This window comes from Paenochrobactrum glaciei (assembly GCF_039522165.1).
In the GTDB taxonomy this organism is placed as follows: Bacteria; Pseudomonadota; Alphaproteobacteria; order Rhizobiales; family Rhizobiaceae; genus Paenochrobactrum; species Paenochrobactrum glaciei.
In genome coordinates this window covers 25377-45169 of sequence record NZ_BAAADE010000007.1, presented here as the reverse complement: position 1 = coordinate 45169, position 19793 = coordinate 25377, and the positions used below count along the sequence as shown (strand labels likewise).

The window sequence follows — 19793 nt, the reverse complement described above, 5'->3', positions numbered from 1 at the left end:
TTATTGTCTACTTTTGGGGGCGTGCCGATGTCATCGGATTTGAAAACTTATTCTGTGGTTCTTCCGAAAATAAAGCACACTCTGCTTGCCGGTGTTTGTCTCGTCTCATTAGGGCTTGAGACATCATTCGCGCAAACTGTTCCAGCACATATTAATACAGTGCCTTCACCGGTTTTAAGCGATTTGGTGAATAAGGGCGGCGCTACTACCCACCTGCTGCCACCTGTGAATGGCAAGAAGGGTAAAGATGCATATATAAAAGAGGGATTATTGCCAAAGTGGGTGGAGGCAACAGCTGGTAGCAGCGGTAACGATGGTAGCCCTCTTACAATCGACGGCGGCGGGTACTCAGCAGCCGGGCAAAATATATTCCTTGCTGGCAGTACTGGTGGTGCCGGTGGCAAGGGCGGATCTGCGGGTCGCTTGATGAAAGGCGATGGTGCAGCCGGTGGTAATGGCGGTGATGGCGGTAATGTCAGTCTAAACACGACCGGAAACTTAACCGTTCATAATGGAAGCGGCATTGTTGTATTTTCAAATGGCGGACAAGGCGGTAAGGGCGGCGATAAAAGCACATCAATTGACAATATTACATCCGGCGCTGGTGGCAATGGCGGTAATGCGGGACAGGTTACTGTTACCAATGAGTCTCAGCTAACGATTAGCGGAAATCAGTCCTTTGGTATTTTTGCACAGGCTGCTGGTGGTCATGGTGGCAAAGCTGGTGATGCAGATAATTTAATATTTAATGCAACTGCTGGGTTAAGCGGTGATGGCGGCAGCGGTGGCACGGTCACAATCATTAATAGCAATAATATTACAACCAACGGGTCTGGTTCGGATGCAATTCATGGCCTGTCTTTGGGTGGCAACGGAGCTGGTGCGGCAGAAGCAAAATCCCTTATCGGCAGTGCAACGAATGGTGTGGCTGGTAATGGTGGCGATGCCGGAACGGTTACAATCACCAATGACAAGATTGTAACTACACAAGGTGCTCAATCTAATGGCTTGGTGGGTAAATCTGTTGGCGGTAAAGGCGGCAACGGCAATAATGTAACGTCTGGCGGCTCTGTTGATACAACAACAGCTGATGGCGGGCATGGCGGCAATGGCGGTGGTGTCAATATCATCAATAAAGGATCCGTTACCGTTTCAAGCGGGCACGCTATTTATGCTGAATCGACAGGTGGTGCAGGTGGAGCGAGTGGCTCTGCCACGGTTGCCCTTGTTAAATCTGAATCCGGCAATGGTGGTAACGGTGGCAATGCAGGTGCAATTCAGGTTGATAATTTAGGTGCAGTCACCACAACAGGCGATTTATCCAGTGCTGTGGTTGCAGTATCCACCGGCGGTGAGGGCGGATCGGCCAATTATACGGATGGTTTGCTTGCGTCGGAGGGCGGCTCGGGTGGCCATGGCGGCAATGGCGGAGCCGTTAGCGTCAATAACCAGTCATCCATCAGCACGCAGGGCAATAATTCGAATGCAATTATTGCAGTGTCTGCTGGCGGTAAAGGTGGCGATAGTGATTTTTCGGTAAGTGAGCTCGTTGCATCCGCAGGCTCTGGCGGCGCGGGCGGGGCTGCGGGTGATGTGGTTGTCAATTCGCAATCCGATATAAATCGTCCGGCTGAGAATGTTGACTCACTCAGCACAATGGGTGATGGCTCACGCGGAATTTACGCACAATCTGTCGGAGGAAGCGGCGGCAATGGCGGCATGGCGGGCGCCTTGTCAGGTTCGTTGGGGCCAACTACACTGAGTGCAGCTGTTGCTATTGGTGGTAATGGTGGCGCAGGCGCTGATGCAGGCAATGTCCATGTAACGAGCTTTGACCATATTCTTACAAAAGGCAATCAGGCGAGCGGCATTGAAGCCGTGTCGCAAGGTGGTGATGGCGGCAATGGCGGTGGTGCACTGGAAGCAGCGATCAATGCAAAATCCTTTGGTGCAGTAGTTGCTATTGGTGGCACCGGCGGCAATGGTGGTGCGGGTGCAGATAGCAGTGTTACATTTGACGGTCGGATACAAACCACCGGTGAAGGTTCGCATGGTATCCGATCTGCCTCTGCCGGTGGCAAAGGTGGCGATGCCGGTAACACGCTGAGCGCTGGCATCGGCTTTACACCGGATGCAGCCAATATTGCTGGCAGTGTTGGCGGAGCCGGAGGCAAGGGCGGCGCAGCTGGTGACGCATCGGTTGATTTTACGGGCAAAGTTATCACAACTGGAAAAAATGCTCATGGCATTTTGGCCGAAAGCCTTGGCGGTGAAGGTGGGCAGAGTGCACTGAATATTGCAGGCGCCGCAGGCCATATTGGTGCAACGAATGGCGCCGGTTCCTGGGGGCGTGGCGCAGGCGACGGTGGCGCCGCCGGTAATGTCAATGTTGAAACGCATGGCCTTTTGAAAACAGAAGGTGACGGATCTGATGCGCTCGTTGCACGCTCTGTCGGAGGTCAAGGCGGCGCGGCACAACAGGCGTTAAGCGGTACGATTGGGGCGCAAAATGCGTCTTCCAACACCAATGTGAGTTTGGCTGTGGCCGGTAATGGCGGCAATGGCGCAGAAGCTGGTACAGTTACTGTCAATAATCAGGCGTATATTTATACCGGTGGTCAGGATGCACGGGCTATTGCCGCCCTTTCAGAGGGTGGTGCCGGTGGCAATGGCGGAACAGCTGTTGCAGGTGCAGCCAATCTGGCCGGTATCAATGAAGGCCAGTCGCGGATCGGATTAGTCGGCATTGCCGGAAGTGGCGGTTATGGTGCTGATGGTGGCGTGGTAAATGTTACCAATAGTGGTGAAATTTACACAACTGATGTCAAATCTGCCGGTTTGCAGGCTCATTCATTGGGCGGCAAGGGTGGTAATGGTGGCGATGGTGATGCCGCCCATGCTTTGTTTAAAGTTGATATCCCGAATGTAAATGATGATGCACCTTCTGCCATTACTTATCAGCTGCTTGCGGGCGGTGCCGGTGGTCAGGGTGGTGACAGTGCGCAAGTCGTAGTCAGTAACCACAATAAAATTTTCACGGGAGGCAATGGCAGCACCGGCATTGACGCACAATCCATTGGGGGCGCAGGCGGCAATGGCGGCAACAGCAAATTGCTGTTTTCGGCTGGCGACATTCCATTCGACCCGATCAAAAATCTGATTGATAAAGAGGCTGAAAGCCGGATCATCGGTGCTGGCGGCACCGGAGGTGCAGGGGGCAACGGCGCAGATGTAACATTGGTCAATCAGGGGGCGATTTTCACTTATGGTGATGATGCCGCCGGTATTTTGGCACGTTCCGTTGGCGGTCAGGGTGGCCATAGCGGTGATGGTAGCCTTGGTATTGGAGGTGGCGCATTAACTGAGCTTGTCCGCGCTGTGGGTGAAAATACGCAAACACAATCTGCAATTCTGGATCAGATTTTTAACTGGGCTGATGATGTCAGCACAGGTGGTGATGCTGGCGCGGTATCTGTTACCAATGGTGTAGCTGGCGATATGCTGGCGGGTAGAATTCAAACGTCAGGCGATCATTCTGCAGCATTGATTGCTGAAACTCTCGGTGGTGCAGGAGGCGATGGCGGCAATGGTCTTGGCAAGATTGCGCTGGGCGGTGATGGCGGACGCGGTGGTCATGCAGGTGATGTGGATGTCGTCAATCATGCTTCCTTGGCCACCTTTGGTGATCAGTCCTCAGCGATCATTGCGCGTGCAACAGGTGGAGCGGGCGGCACAGGTGGCGATGCTTCATCCGGTGGTGGTGGACAGGAAGCCTATTTGACCTTTGGCGGTCGCGGTGGCAAGGGCGGTAATGCCGCCAATGTGAGCGTTGATAATCACGGCTCGATCTGGACAACGGGCGATGAATCTCGTGGCATTCAGGCTCAATCTGTTGGTGGCGCGGGTGGTGTTTCCGGTGTCGGACAGAGCAAATATGTCGGTATTGCCGGTGGAGCGCTGGATCAGTTGGCACGCGAAAATCTGTCATGGTTTGGCGGTACCGGTGCTGGTGGTAACGGCGCGGATGTGACTGTTTCCAACCATGCTAAGATTATCACTGAAGGCGATAGTTCGACGGCAATTGAAGCAAAATCCCTTGGCGGTAAGGGCGCAAAAGCGGCTTATGCGTCGGGTATCATAAGCCTTGGCGGTGATGGTGGTGTTGGTGGCAATGCCGGTAATGTAGATATTGCCAATCATGGGATACTGATCACCAAAGGCCAAAATTCTGCCGGTATTGCGGCACTTTCTCAAGGTGGCATTGGTGGTGCCGGTGGTTCTATTGGCACGCCGTATGCGCGTGAAGGTTTCGTGTCCCTTGGTGGTCGTGGTGGCAAAGGTGGCGATGGTGCTGATGTAAGCGTGGCCAATCAGGGTTCAATCTTAACCTTTGGAAAAGACTCCAATGCCATTCTGGCGCAATCTGTTGGTGGAGCAGGCAGCAAAGCCGGAGATAGCAAGAGCAAGTTAATTGCTGTTGCTGGTGGCGCAGCTGATGGTTTGATTAACACACAGGTTGACTGGTATGGCCGCACAGGTGCCGGCGGCAATTCAGGCAATGTCAGTGTTATCAATGGTGATGCATTAAATCCGGGAGCCACAGTGCTGGGCTCTTATGGCGAGAATGCCGGTCTGATTGTTGCAAAAACCACTGGTGGAAAAGGCGGCGCAGGCGGTAATTCATCCGGTGTTCTTCAGTTTGACGTGCCGGTTATCACAGGCTTTGAAGCTGCAATCGGTGCTTCGGTTGCCGGAGACGGCGGTCTTGGTGGTAATGCCGGTGATATCAAGGTTGAAAATCATGCTATTCTGGTGAGCCTTGGCGATTATTCGACTGGTATTACAGCGCATTCTACCGGTGGGCGTGGTGGCAATGGCGGCTACGCGGATGTTATTGAGACTGCAAGCGGAGATAATACACTAATACCGCTCACAGCAGTAGCTGGTGGTCTGGGTGGTTCCGGCGGTGATGGCGGTGACGTTCTTGTCGTTAATAGTGGTGGTATTTACACAGAAGGAAAACAATCATCAGGCATATCAGCTCTGTCACTTGGCGGTTCCGGCGGCATTGCTGGTAATGTGCGAGGTGGCTTGAGCTTTGCCGGTTCTGCTTTAAATGACCTTACAAATGCGCCGAATGGTACTGGTGGTCGTGGCGGCAATATTCATGTGATCAATGGTCAGCCGGGGCATGAAAAAGACAACCTGATCTATACAACAGGTCATAGCTCAATAGCGATTAATGCCCTTTCGATCGGTGGTGATGGTAGCCTTGCCGGTGTTGCCTTTGGTGCGCTTAAACTTGGCGGCAATGGTGGCAATGCAGGTAACGCAGGCACTGTGTCGGTGGAAAACCATGCCGGATTGATAACGAAAGGCGATTATTCCCATAGTATTCTGGCGCAATCGATTGGTGGCACAGGTGGAGTGGGTTCAAGGGGCAATCTGAATGACTTTCCTGAAGCAACAAATGGCACAGGTGGCGATGCAGGCTCGGTGAGCGTTGTCAATAGTGGTGTTATTGTTACATCCGGCAACCGTGCATATGCGATTGCCGCAGAGTCACGGGGTGGAATGGCGGTAGATGCAAAGGCTGGTGATGCCGGTGATGTCAGCGTTGAAAATAGCGGTGTCATTATTACATCTGGCAATGCGGCTTATGCAATCACCGCGTTATCAGAAGGTGCTGTTGCTGGTGCGGTTACCGTTCATAATACGGGTGATGTGGAGACAGCGGGTGAAAATGCAAACGGCATTGCGGCAAAGTCTTTGGGTAAGACAAGTGCGGGTGATGTCAGCATTGCCAATTCCGGTGATGTGATAACAGCTGGTGCAGGCTCCAATGCATTGACTGCAGCCTCTGTCGTGGAAACGGATACACTCTTTGCATCACGTGCCATGCCGCAGGTGGCACAAGCTTCAGCGTTTGAGTTCGAGACATTTGATTTTGTCACTTTCGGCGGTGGTCAGGCGGGAAATGTCTCTATCGACCATTCAGGTAATCTGATTGCCAAGGGTGAGGGTTCTTCGGCTATTTATGCGCAAAGCACCGGCGAAACGAACGGCAATATTGATATTGTTGTGCAGGCAGAAAGTCTGCTTGTCGGTGGTAGTGCTGGCGGCGCGGGTGTGAGCATTATTGATGGCGCAAAAAACAGCCTTGCCAATCATGGCACCATCACCGCTGTTGGTGACAAGCTCGGCTATGTTCCGGGTGCAGACGGCAAATTATTTGCCGCTGGCTGGGTTGATGGTTTGGCTATTCAAGGTACAACCGGTACGACGGATATTTCCAATAGCGGGCTTGTCGTTGGTATTATCGATATGGGCATTGGTTCCAATCGATTTACCAATAATCAAGACGCGTGGATGGTTGCCGGTACATATATCGGCCTTGGTGGTCAGTCAGATTCACTCTTTACCAATGCAGGTGTTTTAACTTCCGGCGGTATCGGCGCGGTTGAAACAACGGTGATTGATGGTAATTTTGATCAGACTGAAACAGGAAACTATCTTGTTGATCTGGATTTTGCCGCAGGTAGCGCAGCAGATCAAAACATGCGCGTTGCTGCATCCACATCTTCGGCATCCGGCAAGGCAGATCGTCTTGATGTAACCGGACAGGCCAATCTGGGTGGCCATTTGCCGGTGAGCATCAGCAATACCGGCCATGCCAAAAGCGGACAGAATGATTATGTGATCGTGCGAGCAGAAGGTGGCGTGCAGGATGACGGTATGAAACTTGAAGCGCCAAACACAGCTGTTGCAACCTTCACTCTTGGCTATACCGAACACGAAACCGTGCTTGGTGCCAATATTGATTATGCGGCTAAAGGCTTGACGGAAAATGGCATTGCCGTTGGTAATACCATCAATGATATTCAGTTTGATCAAACCTCTCCGGCTTTCCGTCCATTGGCATCGGCTATCTTTGCACAGGCCGATATTGCAAGCCTGCAAAGAACCTATGATCTGATTGACGGTGAAGGTACTGCCGGTGCGCAGCAGGCTTATTTCTCCGACACCAATGCCTTTATCGGTGCGGTTTCACAGCAAACCAATATTTGGAGCAATCCTTACCGTCAGGCTGAAACCAACGCGAGCCGTAACTGCACGCTCAAAAATAATCTATGTGTTGAGAGCTTGTGGCGTGGTTGGTATTCTGGTTTCGGCAGCAATACCAGCATCAAGGGCGATCCTTATGTGGTTGGTTCAGGCGACCTGAAAAGCCATAGCAAGGGCATGGCTGCGGGGCTTGATTATGAGCTGACCAAAGACCTGTTACTTGGTTTCTCTGTCGGCATGAGCAAGGCCGATTTCAAAGTGAGTGATCGCCTGACTAAAGGTGATATCGAAACCGGGCGTACCGCGATTTATGGCGCTTATCGCCATAATAATTTCTATGTTGATGGTCTTGTCGGTGTGGATTGGTTTAATGCGAGCACTGATCGCTTGGCGGCTATTTTGCCGACTGCGGGTAATGCGGGTTTCTCGGATCGTTTGCAAAACGACTTCTCCGGTTATGGCATTAATGCACGTCTTGAGACCGGTTATCGTATGGATCTGGGTGGTGTGCAGGTTACTCCGTTTGCTGCCTTGCAATTGTCGAGCTTCCATATGAATAGCTCAACAGAATACGCGGATATTACCGGTGGTGATCTGGCGCTTTATTATAAGAGCAGAACCATTCATTCTGTGCCGCTTTCCTTAGGCGCACAGGTTGATACGCGCATTGACCTTGGTGATAATGCTCATTTCTCACCTTATCTGCGTGCGGCATGGGTGCATGAATTTGCCAATAAGCGTTCGGTCGAGGCAGGCTTTATAACTGCACCTGGCTATGAATTTGTCGTGCATGGGGCAGCACAACCGCGTAATTCTGCGCAAGTGGAAGCAGGCTTTAATGTGCAGATCGAAACCGGACTGTCCTTATACGGTAAGGTCACAGGCAACTTCTCCGGCTCCAATCATGATGTGTCGGGCTCCGGCGGTTTGCGTCTGCGCTGGTAAGGACACAGAGATGATGAAAGTCAAAGTTTTTTGTCTGGGCGCATTGGTTGTCATCATGGGTGCTGTGGCGCAAGCCACAGCACAAGAGAGCAACCAGCAGACTTTATCGCTGACGACGAGCGGCTGGCAAACCGCATGCAATGCGGTAAACCGTAAAACCGCATTGGAGTGCAGGGTTGAAGCAAGCGCTATTCTGACTGAAAGCGGTCAGCGGCTGACGGATTTCACGATCAGGGTTCCTGAAGCAAAAGCGCAGCCATTGCTGATGGTGCGTGTGCCTTTGGAGGTTTCACTGAGTGTCGGTATTACGATGAAAGTGGATGAAGGTAAGCCCTTTAGCTATTCCCTTCAAACCTGCAATACGAGCGGTTGTTATTTTGGAAATCCGCTGGATAAAGATTTACTGGCGGCAATGATCAAGGGCAAGCAATTGATCCTGACGATGCAGGATACATCCCAAAACGATATTAGCCTGACTTTGCCTTTGAATGGTTTTGCCGAGGCATTTGCTCTCGTGAAATAATAACAGCGGCGCTTTGATAAAAGCGCCGCTGTTTTTTACTTATTCTGCAATCAGTTTGGCAAAGACAGGGGCTGGATCATCGACTTCGATGAGCTTTTTGTTTTCAATGACCCAGAACCGTGTCGCGACATTGGTGATAAACGCACGGTCATGGCTGACAAGCAGGCAAGCCGTTTCATGCTCAATCAGCTCATTTTCCAACATGTCCTGACCTTCAATATCCAGATGGTTTGTCGGCTCATCCAGCAGATAGAAGTTCGGTTCAGTTAAACGCAAAAGCAGCATAGCAAGACGCGCGCGCTGTCCACCGGAAAGACGCGACACGGGTGCAGTCTGTGCCTCCATACTTATTCCGGCGCCAGCCAGCTGTGAGCGCGCTTGATGATCATTTAGGTCGCTTGATCTTTTTACCGCTTCCCAAGGCGAAGGGAATTGATCCAATTGCGAAAGTGCCTGATCGGAATAGCCAAGTTTTAAACTCGCGGCTCCGCGAATATGCGGGTCTTCTTGGATCAAAGCCGCTTGTAGCCGTTTAACAAAACGGGTTTTCCCGGTTCCGTTGGCGCCAAGCAACGCAATGCGATCACTCTTCTCAATCCAAAATTTGCTTATACGGAATAGCAGGCGCTGATCCGGCGTTTCAATCTGGGTGTCGTTGATCGTGACCAGTGCCTTGGCATGGGTGCCGCTATTGGTGAGGCGAATGTTCCCGGCCGAGCGTTCCAGATGCGCAGGCTGGGCACGCTCTTCCAGCTTGTCAGCACGTTCTGACAGTTGTTTGGTTTTAACAACCAGCAAATCAGAACCGGAGTTAATGCCGATATTTTTCAATTTGGCTGCCTGCTGACGCAAAGCTTTCACTTTGCGCATGTCATTGTCATATTGCCGTCCACGGGCACTATCATTTTCATCCAAAGCCTGACGTGCGCGTGAATAAGGCAGTGCAAAATCTTCACTGCCGGTCGGGCGCAGAAACAGTGTTCGGGTGGTTGTATCGTCCAGAAAAGCACGGTCATGGCTGGCAGCAATAACCGCGCAATCACGTGGCAAATTCATTAAAAAACGCTGCAAAACACCAATCCGGCCAAGATCGAGGTGATTGGTCGGTTCATCAAGCAGAAGCAGATCGGGTTCGACGATCGCAGCGCGTGCCAGCAGCATGGTGCGCTGCCAACCGCCGGACAATTGGCTAACCGGACGATGACGAATATCTTCATCGACGCTTAAGTCGTCCAGCAAAATATCGACGCGCCAGCTTTCTGTTTCCGCAAGCTCTGCCGTTAATGCGTCGCGTACAGCATCATAAAAGCTTAATGGTAACAGATGTGCTGGCGGGTCTTGTGGTGCGAAAGCGACAACAAGCCCGCGTATATTGGTGACATTGCCGGTCGTAGCTGTTTCTTCACCTGCGAGGATGCGCAAGAGCGAAGATTTGCCGCGGCCATTGGCGGCGACGAGGCCTAAGCGGTCGCCTTTGGCAACAGTAAAACTCAAATCTTTGAAAAGTAGTTCACTACGGACGAGGGAAAGGTCTTTAAGGGCGATAAGGGACATAGATTAATCTCATTCAGTCAAAAAGGCATGGACAAAACTGCCTGCAAGAAGGCTGACGATGAGACGACAATGCGATCCTTAGTCAGCCCCGCGAAATAATAATTTGCGGGGCAAAGACAGGGCCACGGGTATGATGTTGGACACGTTGATACAACACCAACTTCCCCTTTCGTTTGAATACGCGAAAAAACTAAATCATCTTGTCAGGAATAACAATGAGAAAATGTGCAGTTTTTATCCAGAATAAGTGCAGATTTTTCATGATCCGCTAAATACAGCTTGGTGGTTAGAAGATATTGATTGTTTCGAGAGCTGCTGGCCTTACTGAACTATCACTCAATTGCTGAGGGGCGGTGGCGATATTGTCGCCTTGCAAAACAATGAATGCTCTGTTCCACTCGTATGTCAAAGAAGCACCAATGCGTCAGGAGGAAGCTATGAGTGCGTGTCGGGTTGCAGTGATACAAGCGGGAACAAGTCTTTTTGATACTCCCAAAACACTGGAGCGGATGGAGGCTCTATGTGTTGAGGCGGCAAGTCAGGGGGTGGAGCTGGCGGTTTTTCCTGAGGCTTATGTCGGAGGCTATCCGAAGGGGCTGGATTTTGGCGCCCGTATGGGCACGCGAAGCGCTGAAGGGCGCGAAGATTATCTGCGTTATTGGCAGGCTGCAATTGATGTGCCGGGGCCTGAATGTAAGGCGATTGGTTCTTTCGCAGCTAAAATGAAATCCCATTTGGTCACTGGCGTGATTGAGCGTGATGGCGCTACCCTTTATTGCACAGTCCTCTTCTTCGGGCCTGACGGCAGTTTGTTGGGCAAACACCGTAAGCTGATGCCAACAGCCAGCGAAAGGCTGGTTTGGGGGCAGGGGGATGGTTCAACCATTCCTGTTTTTGATACGCATATCGGTAAAATCGGTGCGGCTATTTGCTGGGAAAACTATATGCCGAATTTGCGCCAGACCATGTATGCCAAAGGCATTAATCTCTGGTGTGCGCCCACCGTTGATGAGCGTGAGATCTGGCAATCCTCTATGCGCCATATTGCTTATGAGGGGCGCACTTTTGTGCTCAGCGCTTGCCAGTATTTTACCCGTGGCGATGCGCCTGCAAATTACGACATTGCAGGTGATAATGACCCTGCACGCGAACTTATTCGCGGTGGTAGTGTGATTGTGAGCCCGATGGGTGAGGTCATTGCCGGTCCTGTTTATGGGCGAGAAGCGATCATAACGGCTGACATTGATCTCATGGATACAATCCGCGGTAAATATGACCTCGATGTGGTTGGCCATTACGCACGTCCTGATGTTTTCACACTACAGGTCAATGAGGCCGAGAAAAAGCCGGTTGAATTTTTTGACGATAGCGAAGTGCTGCTTTGCGATGAGGATGAGGCTTAGCATTTAAGAAAAAGGCGGATCTATGGGAATGGATCCGCCTTTTAAATCGGGTACTGTCATTAAATTGTAAGAATAGTGCATTAAGGGGGAGGTAAGGCATAAGATATTGAATCAAAATGGTAAAATATGATTATTATTGAGTTTTTGTAATGGTTCTCTGCTGAATATTAACATTGTGCGATCAGCAGAATTGATCGTATTATATTGGCTTTGCCAATATGGGCGTTTTAGCTTACATAAAATAAACGCTGACATGGCAGGCATGTGCGTTTTTAGGCATATCATTATGGTTTACGGAATTCTTCTCGCGTTTGCATCTTACGCAGCATACGCCGTCAGCGATGCGTGCGTTAAGTTCATTGACGGCTCATTGTCACCTTATCAAATTGCTTCGCTGGGCGCGGTTTTTGGCCTGTGCGGCGTACCCTTCATGAAGGGTGCCAATGATAAGTGGCTGGATATGTTCCGCACGTCAAACCGTCCGATCTGGCTCTTACGTATTGTCAGCTCGGCAATGGGCACTATTGGTAGTGTGGCGGCATTTACTTACTTGTCGATGGCGGAAGCATTCGCGCTGATTTTCTTGCTGCCCGCTTTTGTAACCATTTTGTCGGTTGTGTTCTTGGGTGAAAAAGTGGGCTGGCGGCGCTGGTCTGCGGTGGTTATCGGTTTTATCGGCGTGTTGATTATCCTGCGCCCTGGTTTCCGTGAGTTGTCGCTTGGCCATTTAGGTGCTTTGGTTGCCGGTATGGGCGGTGCGATCGGGATTATTATCTACCGCGTTATGGGAACACGGGAAAAACGTATTTCGCTTTATACCAGCGGATTGCTTGGGCCGATTGTCATTGCGGGCTTTTTGGCAGCACCCAATTATCAGGCACCAGATACTGTTCAATGGATCTATCTTGCTGGCTATGGTTTGCTGGCAGCACTTGGTAATGTGTTGCTGATGCTGGCTGCTTTCCGTGCGCCGGCCAGTGCAATCGCCTCGCCGCAATATAGCCAGATGATCTGGGCGCTTTTATTCGGTTATTTTGTCTTCCATGACCGCGTTGATATGCCGATGGTTTTCGGCATGGTTCTAATCATTATTTCCGGCTTTTTCACCTTTGTGCGCGAGCGTCAGCGCGGCGTTTCTGAGCCGCCGGCAGTGGTGCCAGCCGAAGGTGCGCCGGTTTTGAACACAGAATTGGCGGATATTCAGAAAAACTGAGCTCAGCTTGAAAGTTAGTCATATTTGCCCGTTTCTCTTTGAGGAGCGGGCATTATTATCTGTGCTATTTTCCGTGCTTTTGCTTGGTAAATATGTTATATGTCACAAAACTGATATGAGATTCTGCCACATTTTAGCAGTACGGCGTGTATGAGCCGTATTTGCGTTGTTCTTAACGGAAGGCAAGACACTGAGAACAGCTACTGATAAGAAAGTGAAAACCACACTTTCAACAGCCGCAATGGACGATGCCAAGCGCGTCTTAGAGGCTTTCGAACTCGCACTCGCCACTTTGGATGATTCCAAGGCTGAGGACATTATCCCGATTGATATGCGTGGAAAATCTGCACTGGGCGATTATATGATCATCGCATCAGGGCGTTCGCACCGCCATGTGGCGGCTGCGGCTGACCATTTGTTGCGTGCTCTGCGTGAAGCAGGCTATCGCGATATTAAGGTGGAAGGCCTTGAAGGCGGCGACTGGGTGTTGATTGATACCGGCGATATTATCGTTCATATCTTCCGCCCTGAAATCCGCGAATTTTATAATCTGGAAAAAATCTGGGTTGATGCAGACAAACAAGAGCTGCGCAAAACAGAAACAGTCCATTAATGAAATTTTGCCCTTTCGGTTCATCGGAAGGGCAAATTACTTTTTGCGAATAAATCCATGCGTATTACAGTTTTTGCCGTCGGACGAATGAAAGCCGGACCGGAACGTGAATTGGCCGACCGTTATTTTGACCGGTTTTCCAAGGCAGGCAATCCGCTGGGCTTTGATTTTCAAGGTGTGAGCGAAATCACGGAAAGCCGTGCACAGACGGTGGATTTACGAAAAACAGAAGAAGCCGCGCGCCTGTTTGAAGCGCTTGATGCCGGCGCAGGGCTTATTCTACTTGATGAACGCGGCAAGGCGTTAAGCTCGGAAGATTTCGCCGGACAAATGGGACGCTTGCGTGATGAAGGAAAACGTCAGCTGATTGTGGCCATTGGCGGGCCTGACGGACATGATCCGCGTTTGCGTCAAAGAGCGGATTTGGTTCTGGCGCTTGGCTCACTGACATGGCCGCATCAGATCGCCCGTATCTTGGTGGCTGAGCAGCTTTATCGTGCTGCAACTATTCTTTCCGGACATCCCTATCACCGCTCGTGAATTCCATAGGAATTCATTAATAAGATATGGGATAAGATTATCCCGAATATGTTTCCCAAAATGGGCAACCGGATTTGGCAAACATATCTAAAATCAATGTGATCAATAAAGTTCAGGATAAAGCCGGATAGAATAGACTAAATGTCATTATGTCATCACCTTCAAAGAGCGATGCTTAGGGTTGCGCAGGCTACAGTCTGGCGCGGCTTTTTTGGTGTTGCGGTTATGACAGTGACAGTTGGTTTTGTGTCTGCACCGGTTTTTGCGCAGACTCCCATGCAGCTTGAGCGTGAAAAAGCTGACGCTGAACTGCGAAAATTAAATGAAGAAGTGCTGGTCACACAAGAAAAGCTGAACCAGATGGAGGCGGAGGTCGCCGCCCTCAAAAAAGATCAGGCCAGTTTAAGTGCAGCCCTTATTCAATCTGCCAAAACTGACAAGAAACTCGAACAGGATATTGCTGATACGGGTGAGCGCTTGATTTCGCTACTGGAGCAGGAAGATGGCATCCGTGTATCATTACAATCAAGGCGCGGCGCGTTGGCGGAAGTTCTGGCAGCTCTTCAACGCATGGGTTTGAACCCGCCGCCTGCAATTTTGGTGCGCCCTGATGATGCTTTGGCCTCTGTGCGCAGCGCCGTTTTGCTGGGTGCTGTTGTGCCTGAAATGCGCCAGCAAACCGAAGAACTGATGGATGATTTGAAGGAAATGGAGCGATTGACCGCTTCCATTACGGCAGAACAACAACGGCTGGTGGCAGCACGTAAGGAACAGGCTGAAGAACATAAGCGGCAGGAATTGCTGCTTGAGGAAAAGAAAAAACTTCAGGAAACCTCCACTGATGAATTGCTGGTCATGCGCAAAACGTCGGAAGTTTTGGCTGCTAAAGCCACCAGCTTGCAAGAGCTGATTGCCGGATTGGACAAGCAAATGGATGGGGTGCGTTCTGCTGCGGAAGCGGCAAAACGTGCAGAAGCTGACCGGTTGGCAGCAGGGCAAGAACGCGCCGAACAGGGCGTGGCTGATACCAGTCATTTGATTGCCGAGGGCAGCTTTGAAAAGCTGCAAGGGCAGCTCGGATTTCCCGCAGCCGGTAAAATCATTCGCAAATTTGGTGCAAATGATGGTCTTGGCGGCACAATGATGGGAGAAATTTTACAAACTCCTCCTTCTGCCACGATTACGTCACCTTCGGATGGCGTTGTGTTATACGCAGGAGTTTTCCGTTCTTACGGGCAACTCTTGATACTCGACGCTGGTGGCGGATACCATGTCGTCATGGCGGGTATGGGGCGAATCAATGTGTCACAAGGACAGTTTATGCTAGCGGGAGAACCTGTCGGCACTATGGGAGAAAAGCTTTTGGCCAGCGTTGCATCAGTGAATGTTGATGACAGCGCCCCTTTACTTTACATCGAATTTAGAAAAGATGGAAAACCCGTCGACCCGGCTCCGTGGTGGGCCGAGCGGCTATCGGGAAGGACATAGAAATGATACGTAAACTATCGCTGCTTTTTGCCGGAGCCTTAATGGGTGCATCAGCAATTGTGATGGTTCAGGGCGCACCTGCCTCCATTGCCAATGCGGCCTCCGGCGCGTCGAGCGATACCTATAAAAAGCTCGCTGTGTTCGGCGATATTTTCGAGCGTGTGCGCGGCCAGTATGTAACGCCGCCCGATGAGCAGAAGCTGGTGGAAAGCGCCATTAACGGCATGCTGACATCGCTTGATCCGCACTCTTCTTATCTTAATCCGGAAGCCGCACAAGATATGCGCGTTCAAACCAAGGGCGAATTTGGCGGCCTTGGCATTGAAGTGACGATGGATGGCGATCTGGTTAAAGTGATTGCGCCTATTGATGATACGCCTGCTTCTAAAGCCGGTGTGTTGTCGGGCGATCTGATCAGCCAGATTGACGGCGCGGAAGTGCGTGGCCTCAGCCTCAATGATGCTGTCGACAAAATGCGTGGGCCCATCAACACGTCTATTGAACTGACATTGATCCGTCAGGGTGTTGATAAGCCGATTAAGCTGAAAATCACCCGTGATGTGGTGAAGGTCAAAGCTGTCCGTTATCGTGTTGAAGGTGATGTTGGCTATTTGCGCGTCATTTCCTTTACCGAACAGACTTTTGATGATCTGAAAAAAGCCATCAAAGACATCCAGTCGCAAATTCCTGACGACAAGCTGAAAGGTTTTGTACTGGATCTGCGTCTCAATCCGGGTGGTCTGCTTGATCAGGCTGTCGCCGTTTCGGATGTCTTCCTTGATAAGGGTGAGATTGTTTCAACCCGTGGCCGTGATCCGCAGGATGTAACCCGTTTTGATGCACGCAGCGGCGATCTTGTTGAAGGTAAGCCGGTGATTGTGATGATTAATGGTGGTTCTGCCTCGGCCTCTGAAATTGTGGCGGGTGCCTTGCAGGACCATCGTCGTGCAACCGTGCTTGGTACACAAAGCTTTGGTAAAGGCTCGGTGCAAACCATTATTCCGCTTGGTGAAAATGGCTCATTGCGTCTGACCACGGCGCTTTATTACACCCCTTCGGGTAAATCTATTCAGGGTAAGGGCATTACGCCTGACATCAAAGTGGAACAGCCTTTACCACCGGAATTCCGTGGTGAAGATGTGGTGCGCGGTGAATCCGGTCTCAAAGGGCACATTAAAGGTGCAATTGAGGATGAAGAAGGTTCAGGATCAGCGGCTTATGTTCCGGCTGAGCCAAAAGACGACGTTCAGCTGGCTGAAGCTTTGAAGCTTTTGCGCGGTGAAGAAAAGAATGCGGCTTTCCCGCCGGATCCTAAAAAAGCAGCGCTGGCAGAGTAATTTCTGCCTGTCAGTACTATTTGAATGATTAAAGCGGGTGCAAATTTTGCATCCGCTTTTTTGTTATGTTTTGTTGATAAAAATACCTTATAGAATAGGGCAGATGAAGATGGAGTGCGACGGATGGCTGACAAACAGAAGCTTATTGATCCTGAAACCTTACCTTACCGCCCATGTGTGGGTTTGATGGTTTTAAACCGTGACGGATTGGTGTGGTCTGGTCGCCGTATCATCGTGCCGGAAGGGGAGATGGAAGGCGCAACGCAGCTCTGGCAAATGCCACAAGGCGGCATTGATAAAGGTGAAGAACCGGTTGAGGCAGCTTTGCGCGAGCTTTATGAAGAAACCGGCATGCGTTCGGTTTCGCTGCTGGCGGAAGCACCGGAGTGGATTAATTATGATCTGCCGGTTCATCTGATCGGCAAAGCGCTTAAGGGCAAATATCGCGGCCAGACACAAAAATGGTTTGCCTATCGCTTTGAAGGCGATGAAAGTGAAATTGCTATTAATCCGCCTCCGGGTGATGAAGTTGCAGAATTTGACGCTTGGGAATGGAAACCGATGGATGATCTGCCGCAGCTGATCGTACCATTTAAGCGTAAATTATATCAGGAAGTTGTGCGCAATTTCCGTCATTTGGCACCATAAATTAAAGCGTTAAACTTTAATCTGGCTGTGGCTCAATAAATAGACTTGTAAATTTCTGTATCTTGAGGAAACTTTGTCCGTCACGTAATTTTCTTGCGAAGGAAACATAATGGACGGACAAAGCCTTATTGTATTTCTGATTGTTGGTTTGGTTGCGGGTTGGTTGGCAGGCACGATTGTGCGTGGCGGCGGTTTTGGCATGATCGGCAATATCGTGATTGGTGTGATTGGCGCATTCTTTGCCGGTTGGTTATTACCGCGCCTTGGCTTTAGTGTTGGTGGCGGTTTTATCGCTTCAGTTGTTAATGCTTTTATTGGCGCGGCGATTTTGCTGGTTGTGTTGCGCGTTATCAAACGAGCGTGATTATTCGACAAAAATTTTCACACTGGCTGCGCGGCCTGCCGCATCAATCACAGTCAGTGTGGAATAACCAACGCCATCAGGTTGCCATTGTATAGTACGGCGGCGTTCCGGTTCGCCTAAAGGTTTGCCATTGGCCAACCAGCGAAACGGTGCGCGCCCGCCTTGCATTTTTAAAACCAAAGGCGATGCTTTTTCACCATTAGGCTTCAGTTCCACATGCACTCCATTGGGCGGAAAGGTGATTTGTGGTGCCGGTTCCGCTGTCGCTTTGAGCATGATGAGCCCATCATTGATATTGGAAAAACGCCCCAATGTGATGGGTAGTTCATTGCTGTTTAAATGCAGCGCGCCATAAGGCGCGCGCGGAAAGGGCACAGCCGCTAAACCGGATTTGACAAAAGCTTCAAACAAAATGGGGGCTGCGGATAAATATCCGGTCAAACCTGCAACAGGGCCTCCATCAGCACGACCAACCCACACGCCCATCACATAGCGCCCGTCATAACCAACAGACCATGCATCCCGATAGCCATAGGATGTGCCGGTTTTGTAAGCCAAAATGCGACGGGCTGCGCCTTCGGGCGGGCGAATTCCGGATAAAATATCAGCAATCTGCCATGTGGCGGTTTCGCTTAGAATGGTGGTGCCGGTGATTACGGGTTCTGTTTTTTCGGTGCCGTCTCGCAAAGTGGCGGTTTTGCCGCCATTGGCAAGGCCGGTGTAAAGCTGCACAAGGTCGCGCAAATTGATGCCCGCGCCGCCCAAGCCGATCGCAAGGCCGGGAGCTTCATTTTTAGGCAATTGCAATGTTACGCCAGCCTGACGAAAGCGGGTGGTCAGTTGCAATGGCCCGACAGCATCCAGCAAGCTGATGGTTGGCACATTCAACGACATTTGCAGCGCCTGGCGGATGGTGACATCGCCTTGATAACTCATATCAAAATTACGCGGGCGATAACCGGCAAAATCGGTCGGCCGATCCTGAATGATTGTTTCTTGTGCGATCAATCCTTGTTCAAAGGCCAAACCATAAATAAAGGGTTTGAGCGTTGAACCGGGCGAGCGGACAGCGCGGCTCATATCAATCCAGCCCTGAATGCGGCTGTCAAAATAATTGGCAGAGCCGACGGAGGCTAGAATGTTGCCATTTCGGCTGTCGGCCAAAACAATGGCGACAGAGGTTTTATTGCCGATTTTTGTGGCGTGGGCTTTGGCAACTTTTTCCAATCCTTGTTGCGCTTGTTTCATCAAGGTCAATTGATGGCGCGGATTGCTTGGGTCTTTTTTGATTGCCTCATCCGATAAATGCGCCGCTAATGCCGGTAATGCAAAACGTTTGGATGATACCATTTCGCGTTGGCTGCGGGTTACTTCCTGCGCGGAAATAATCTCGGCATTTTCCATTCTGGCCAGCACACGGTCACGCGCGTTCTGGGTGTTCTCACGGTAGCGGTCAGGGCGACGGCGTTCGGGCAATTGCGGCAGGGCAACAAGGAGTGCCGCTTGCGCGGTGGTCAGGCGTTTAGGCTCTTGACCAAAATAGGCAAGAGACGCGGAGCGTACACCTTCCAGATTGCCGCCATAGGGCGCAAGTGTCAGATAGCGTTCGAGGATTTGCTCTTTGGTGAGGCGGCGTTCAATTTGAACAGCGCGGGCAATTTGTAAAAATTTGGAGCCGAGATTGCGGTTTTCACGCGGCTCGATCAAACGTGCCAACTGCATCGATAAAGTGGAGCCGCCGGATACAATCCGCCCATTGGTGACAAGCTGTTTGGCTGCACGTAAAAGCGCCCAAAAATCAATGCCCGAATGATCGTAGAAACGCTTATCTTCATAAGCGATCAGCATTTTAACGAGCAGCGGATCGACATCTTCGATTTTGGTGTTTAGCCGCCAATAGCCGTCAGGCGTGGTAAAGGCGCGCAATAAATGATCATCACGATCCATCATTTCGGTGGAGACGGTCAAACGTTCAGGTAGAGGGGGCGGGAAAGCCTGATCCAGCATATTCAGGCTAATTGTACCCACAATGGCGATGCCGCTTACAAGAAGGGCACCGCCAATGAGTATTCTTTTTCCCAATTTACCAAGCCGCAACAT

12 protein-coding genes are annotated in these 19793 nt (G+C 50.8%); 10 read left to right on the top strand and 2 right to left on the bottom strand.

The genetic code is table 11. The annotated features are described in order from the left end of the window. Positions 1-27 precede the first annotated feature (27 nt). Entirely contained in the window at positions 28-8010 is a 7983-nt protein-coding gene (locus ABDZ76_RS13975) for a hypothetical protein (RefSeq protein WP_343806567.1), read from the top strand. A 10-nt stretch (positions 8011-8020) separates the two neighbouring features. After that, positions 8021-8533, top strand: a complete 513-nt coding sequence (locus tag ABDZ76_RS13970; RefSeq protein WP_343806565.1) for an invasion associated locus B family protein — start codon at positions 8021-8023, stop codon at positions 8531-8533. Between the two features lie 39 nt (positions 8534-8572). On the opposite strand, the gene ABDZ76_RS13965 is transcribed toward ABDZ76_RS13970, so the two are convergent. Beyond that, on the bottom strand, positions 8573-10087 hold the full coding sequence (locus ABDZ76_RS13965) for an ATP-binding cassette domain-containing protein (protein ID WP_343806562.1): 1515 nt from the start codon (positions 10085-10087) through the stop codon (positions 8573-8575). A gap of 437 nt (positions 10088-10524) precedes the next feature. On the opposite strand from ABDZ76_RS13965, the gene ABDZ76_RS13960 reads away from it, so the two are divergent. The 8 genes from ABDZ76_RS13960 (at position 10525) to ABDZ76_RS13925 (ending at position 17693) form a co-directional block, all read left to right on the top strand. After that, on the top strand, positions 10525-11490 hold the full coding sequence (locus tag ABDZ76_RS13960; protein ID WP_343806559.1) for a nitrilase-related carbon-nitrogen hydrolase: 966 nt from the start codon (positions 10525-10527) through the stop codon (positions 11488-11490). A gap of 286 nt (positions 11491-11776) precedes the next feature. Further along, positions 11777-12703, top strand: coding sequence for a DMT family transporter (locus tag ABDZ76_RS13955; RefSeq protein ID WP_343806557.1), 927 nt, complete (start codon positions 11777-11779; stop codon positions 12701-12703). A 241-nt stretch (positions 12704-12944) separates the two neighbouring features. Further along, positions 12945-13316 (top strand): ribosome silencing factor, encoded by a 372-nt coding sequence (rsfS, locus tag ABDZ76_RS13950; protein WP_343806784.1) that lies wholly within the window; start codon positions 12945-12947, stop codon positions 13314-13316. Positions 13317-13373: 57 nt separating this feature from the next. Further along, positions 13374-13856: a 23S rRNA (pseudouridine(1915)-N(3))-methyltransferase RlmH gene (gene rlmH / locus ABDZ76_RS13945; RefSeq protein ID WP_343806555.1), complete on the top strand. Its 483-nt coding sequence runs from the start codon at positions 13374-13376 to the stop codon at positions 13854-13856. A gap of 225 nt (positions 13857-14081) precedes the next feature. Further along, entirely contained in the window at positions 14082-15344 is a 1263-nt protein-coding gene (locus ABDZ76_RS13940) for a murein hydrolase activator EnvC family protein (RefSeq protein WP_343806781.1), read from the top strand. 2 nt (positions 15345-15346) lie between these two features. Beyond that, positions 15347-16681, top strand: a complete 1335-nt coding sequence (locus tag ABDZ76_RS13935) for a S41 family peptidase (RefSeq protein ID WP_343806553.1) — start codon at positions 15347-15349, stop codon at positions 16679-16681. Positions 16682-16804: 123 nt separating this feature from the next. Beyond that, positions 16805-17329: an RNA pyrophosphohydrolase gene (locus tag ABDZ76_RS13930; protein WP_343806551.1), complete on the top strand. Its 525-nt coding sequence runs from the start codon at positions 16805-16807 to the stop codon at positions 17327-17329. A 109-nt stretch (positions 17330-17438) separates the two neighbouring features. Continuing rightward, positions 17439-17693: a GlsB/YeaQ/YmgE family stress response membrane protein gene (locus ABDZ76_RS13925; RefSeq protein ID WP_184223851.1), complete on the top strand. Its 255-nt coding sequence runs from the start codon at positions 17439-17441 to the stop codon at positions 17691-17693. Here ABDZ76_RS13925 and pbpC read toward each other — a convergent pair whose 3' ends face one another. After that, on the bottom strand, positions 17694-19793 hold the full coding sequence (pbpC, locus tag ABDZ76_RS13920) for a penicillin-binding protein 1C (protein ID WP_374844689.1): 2100 nt from the start codon (positions 19791-19793) through the stop codon (positions 17694-17696).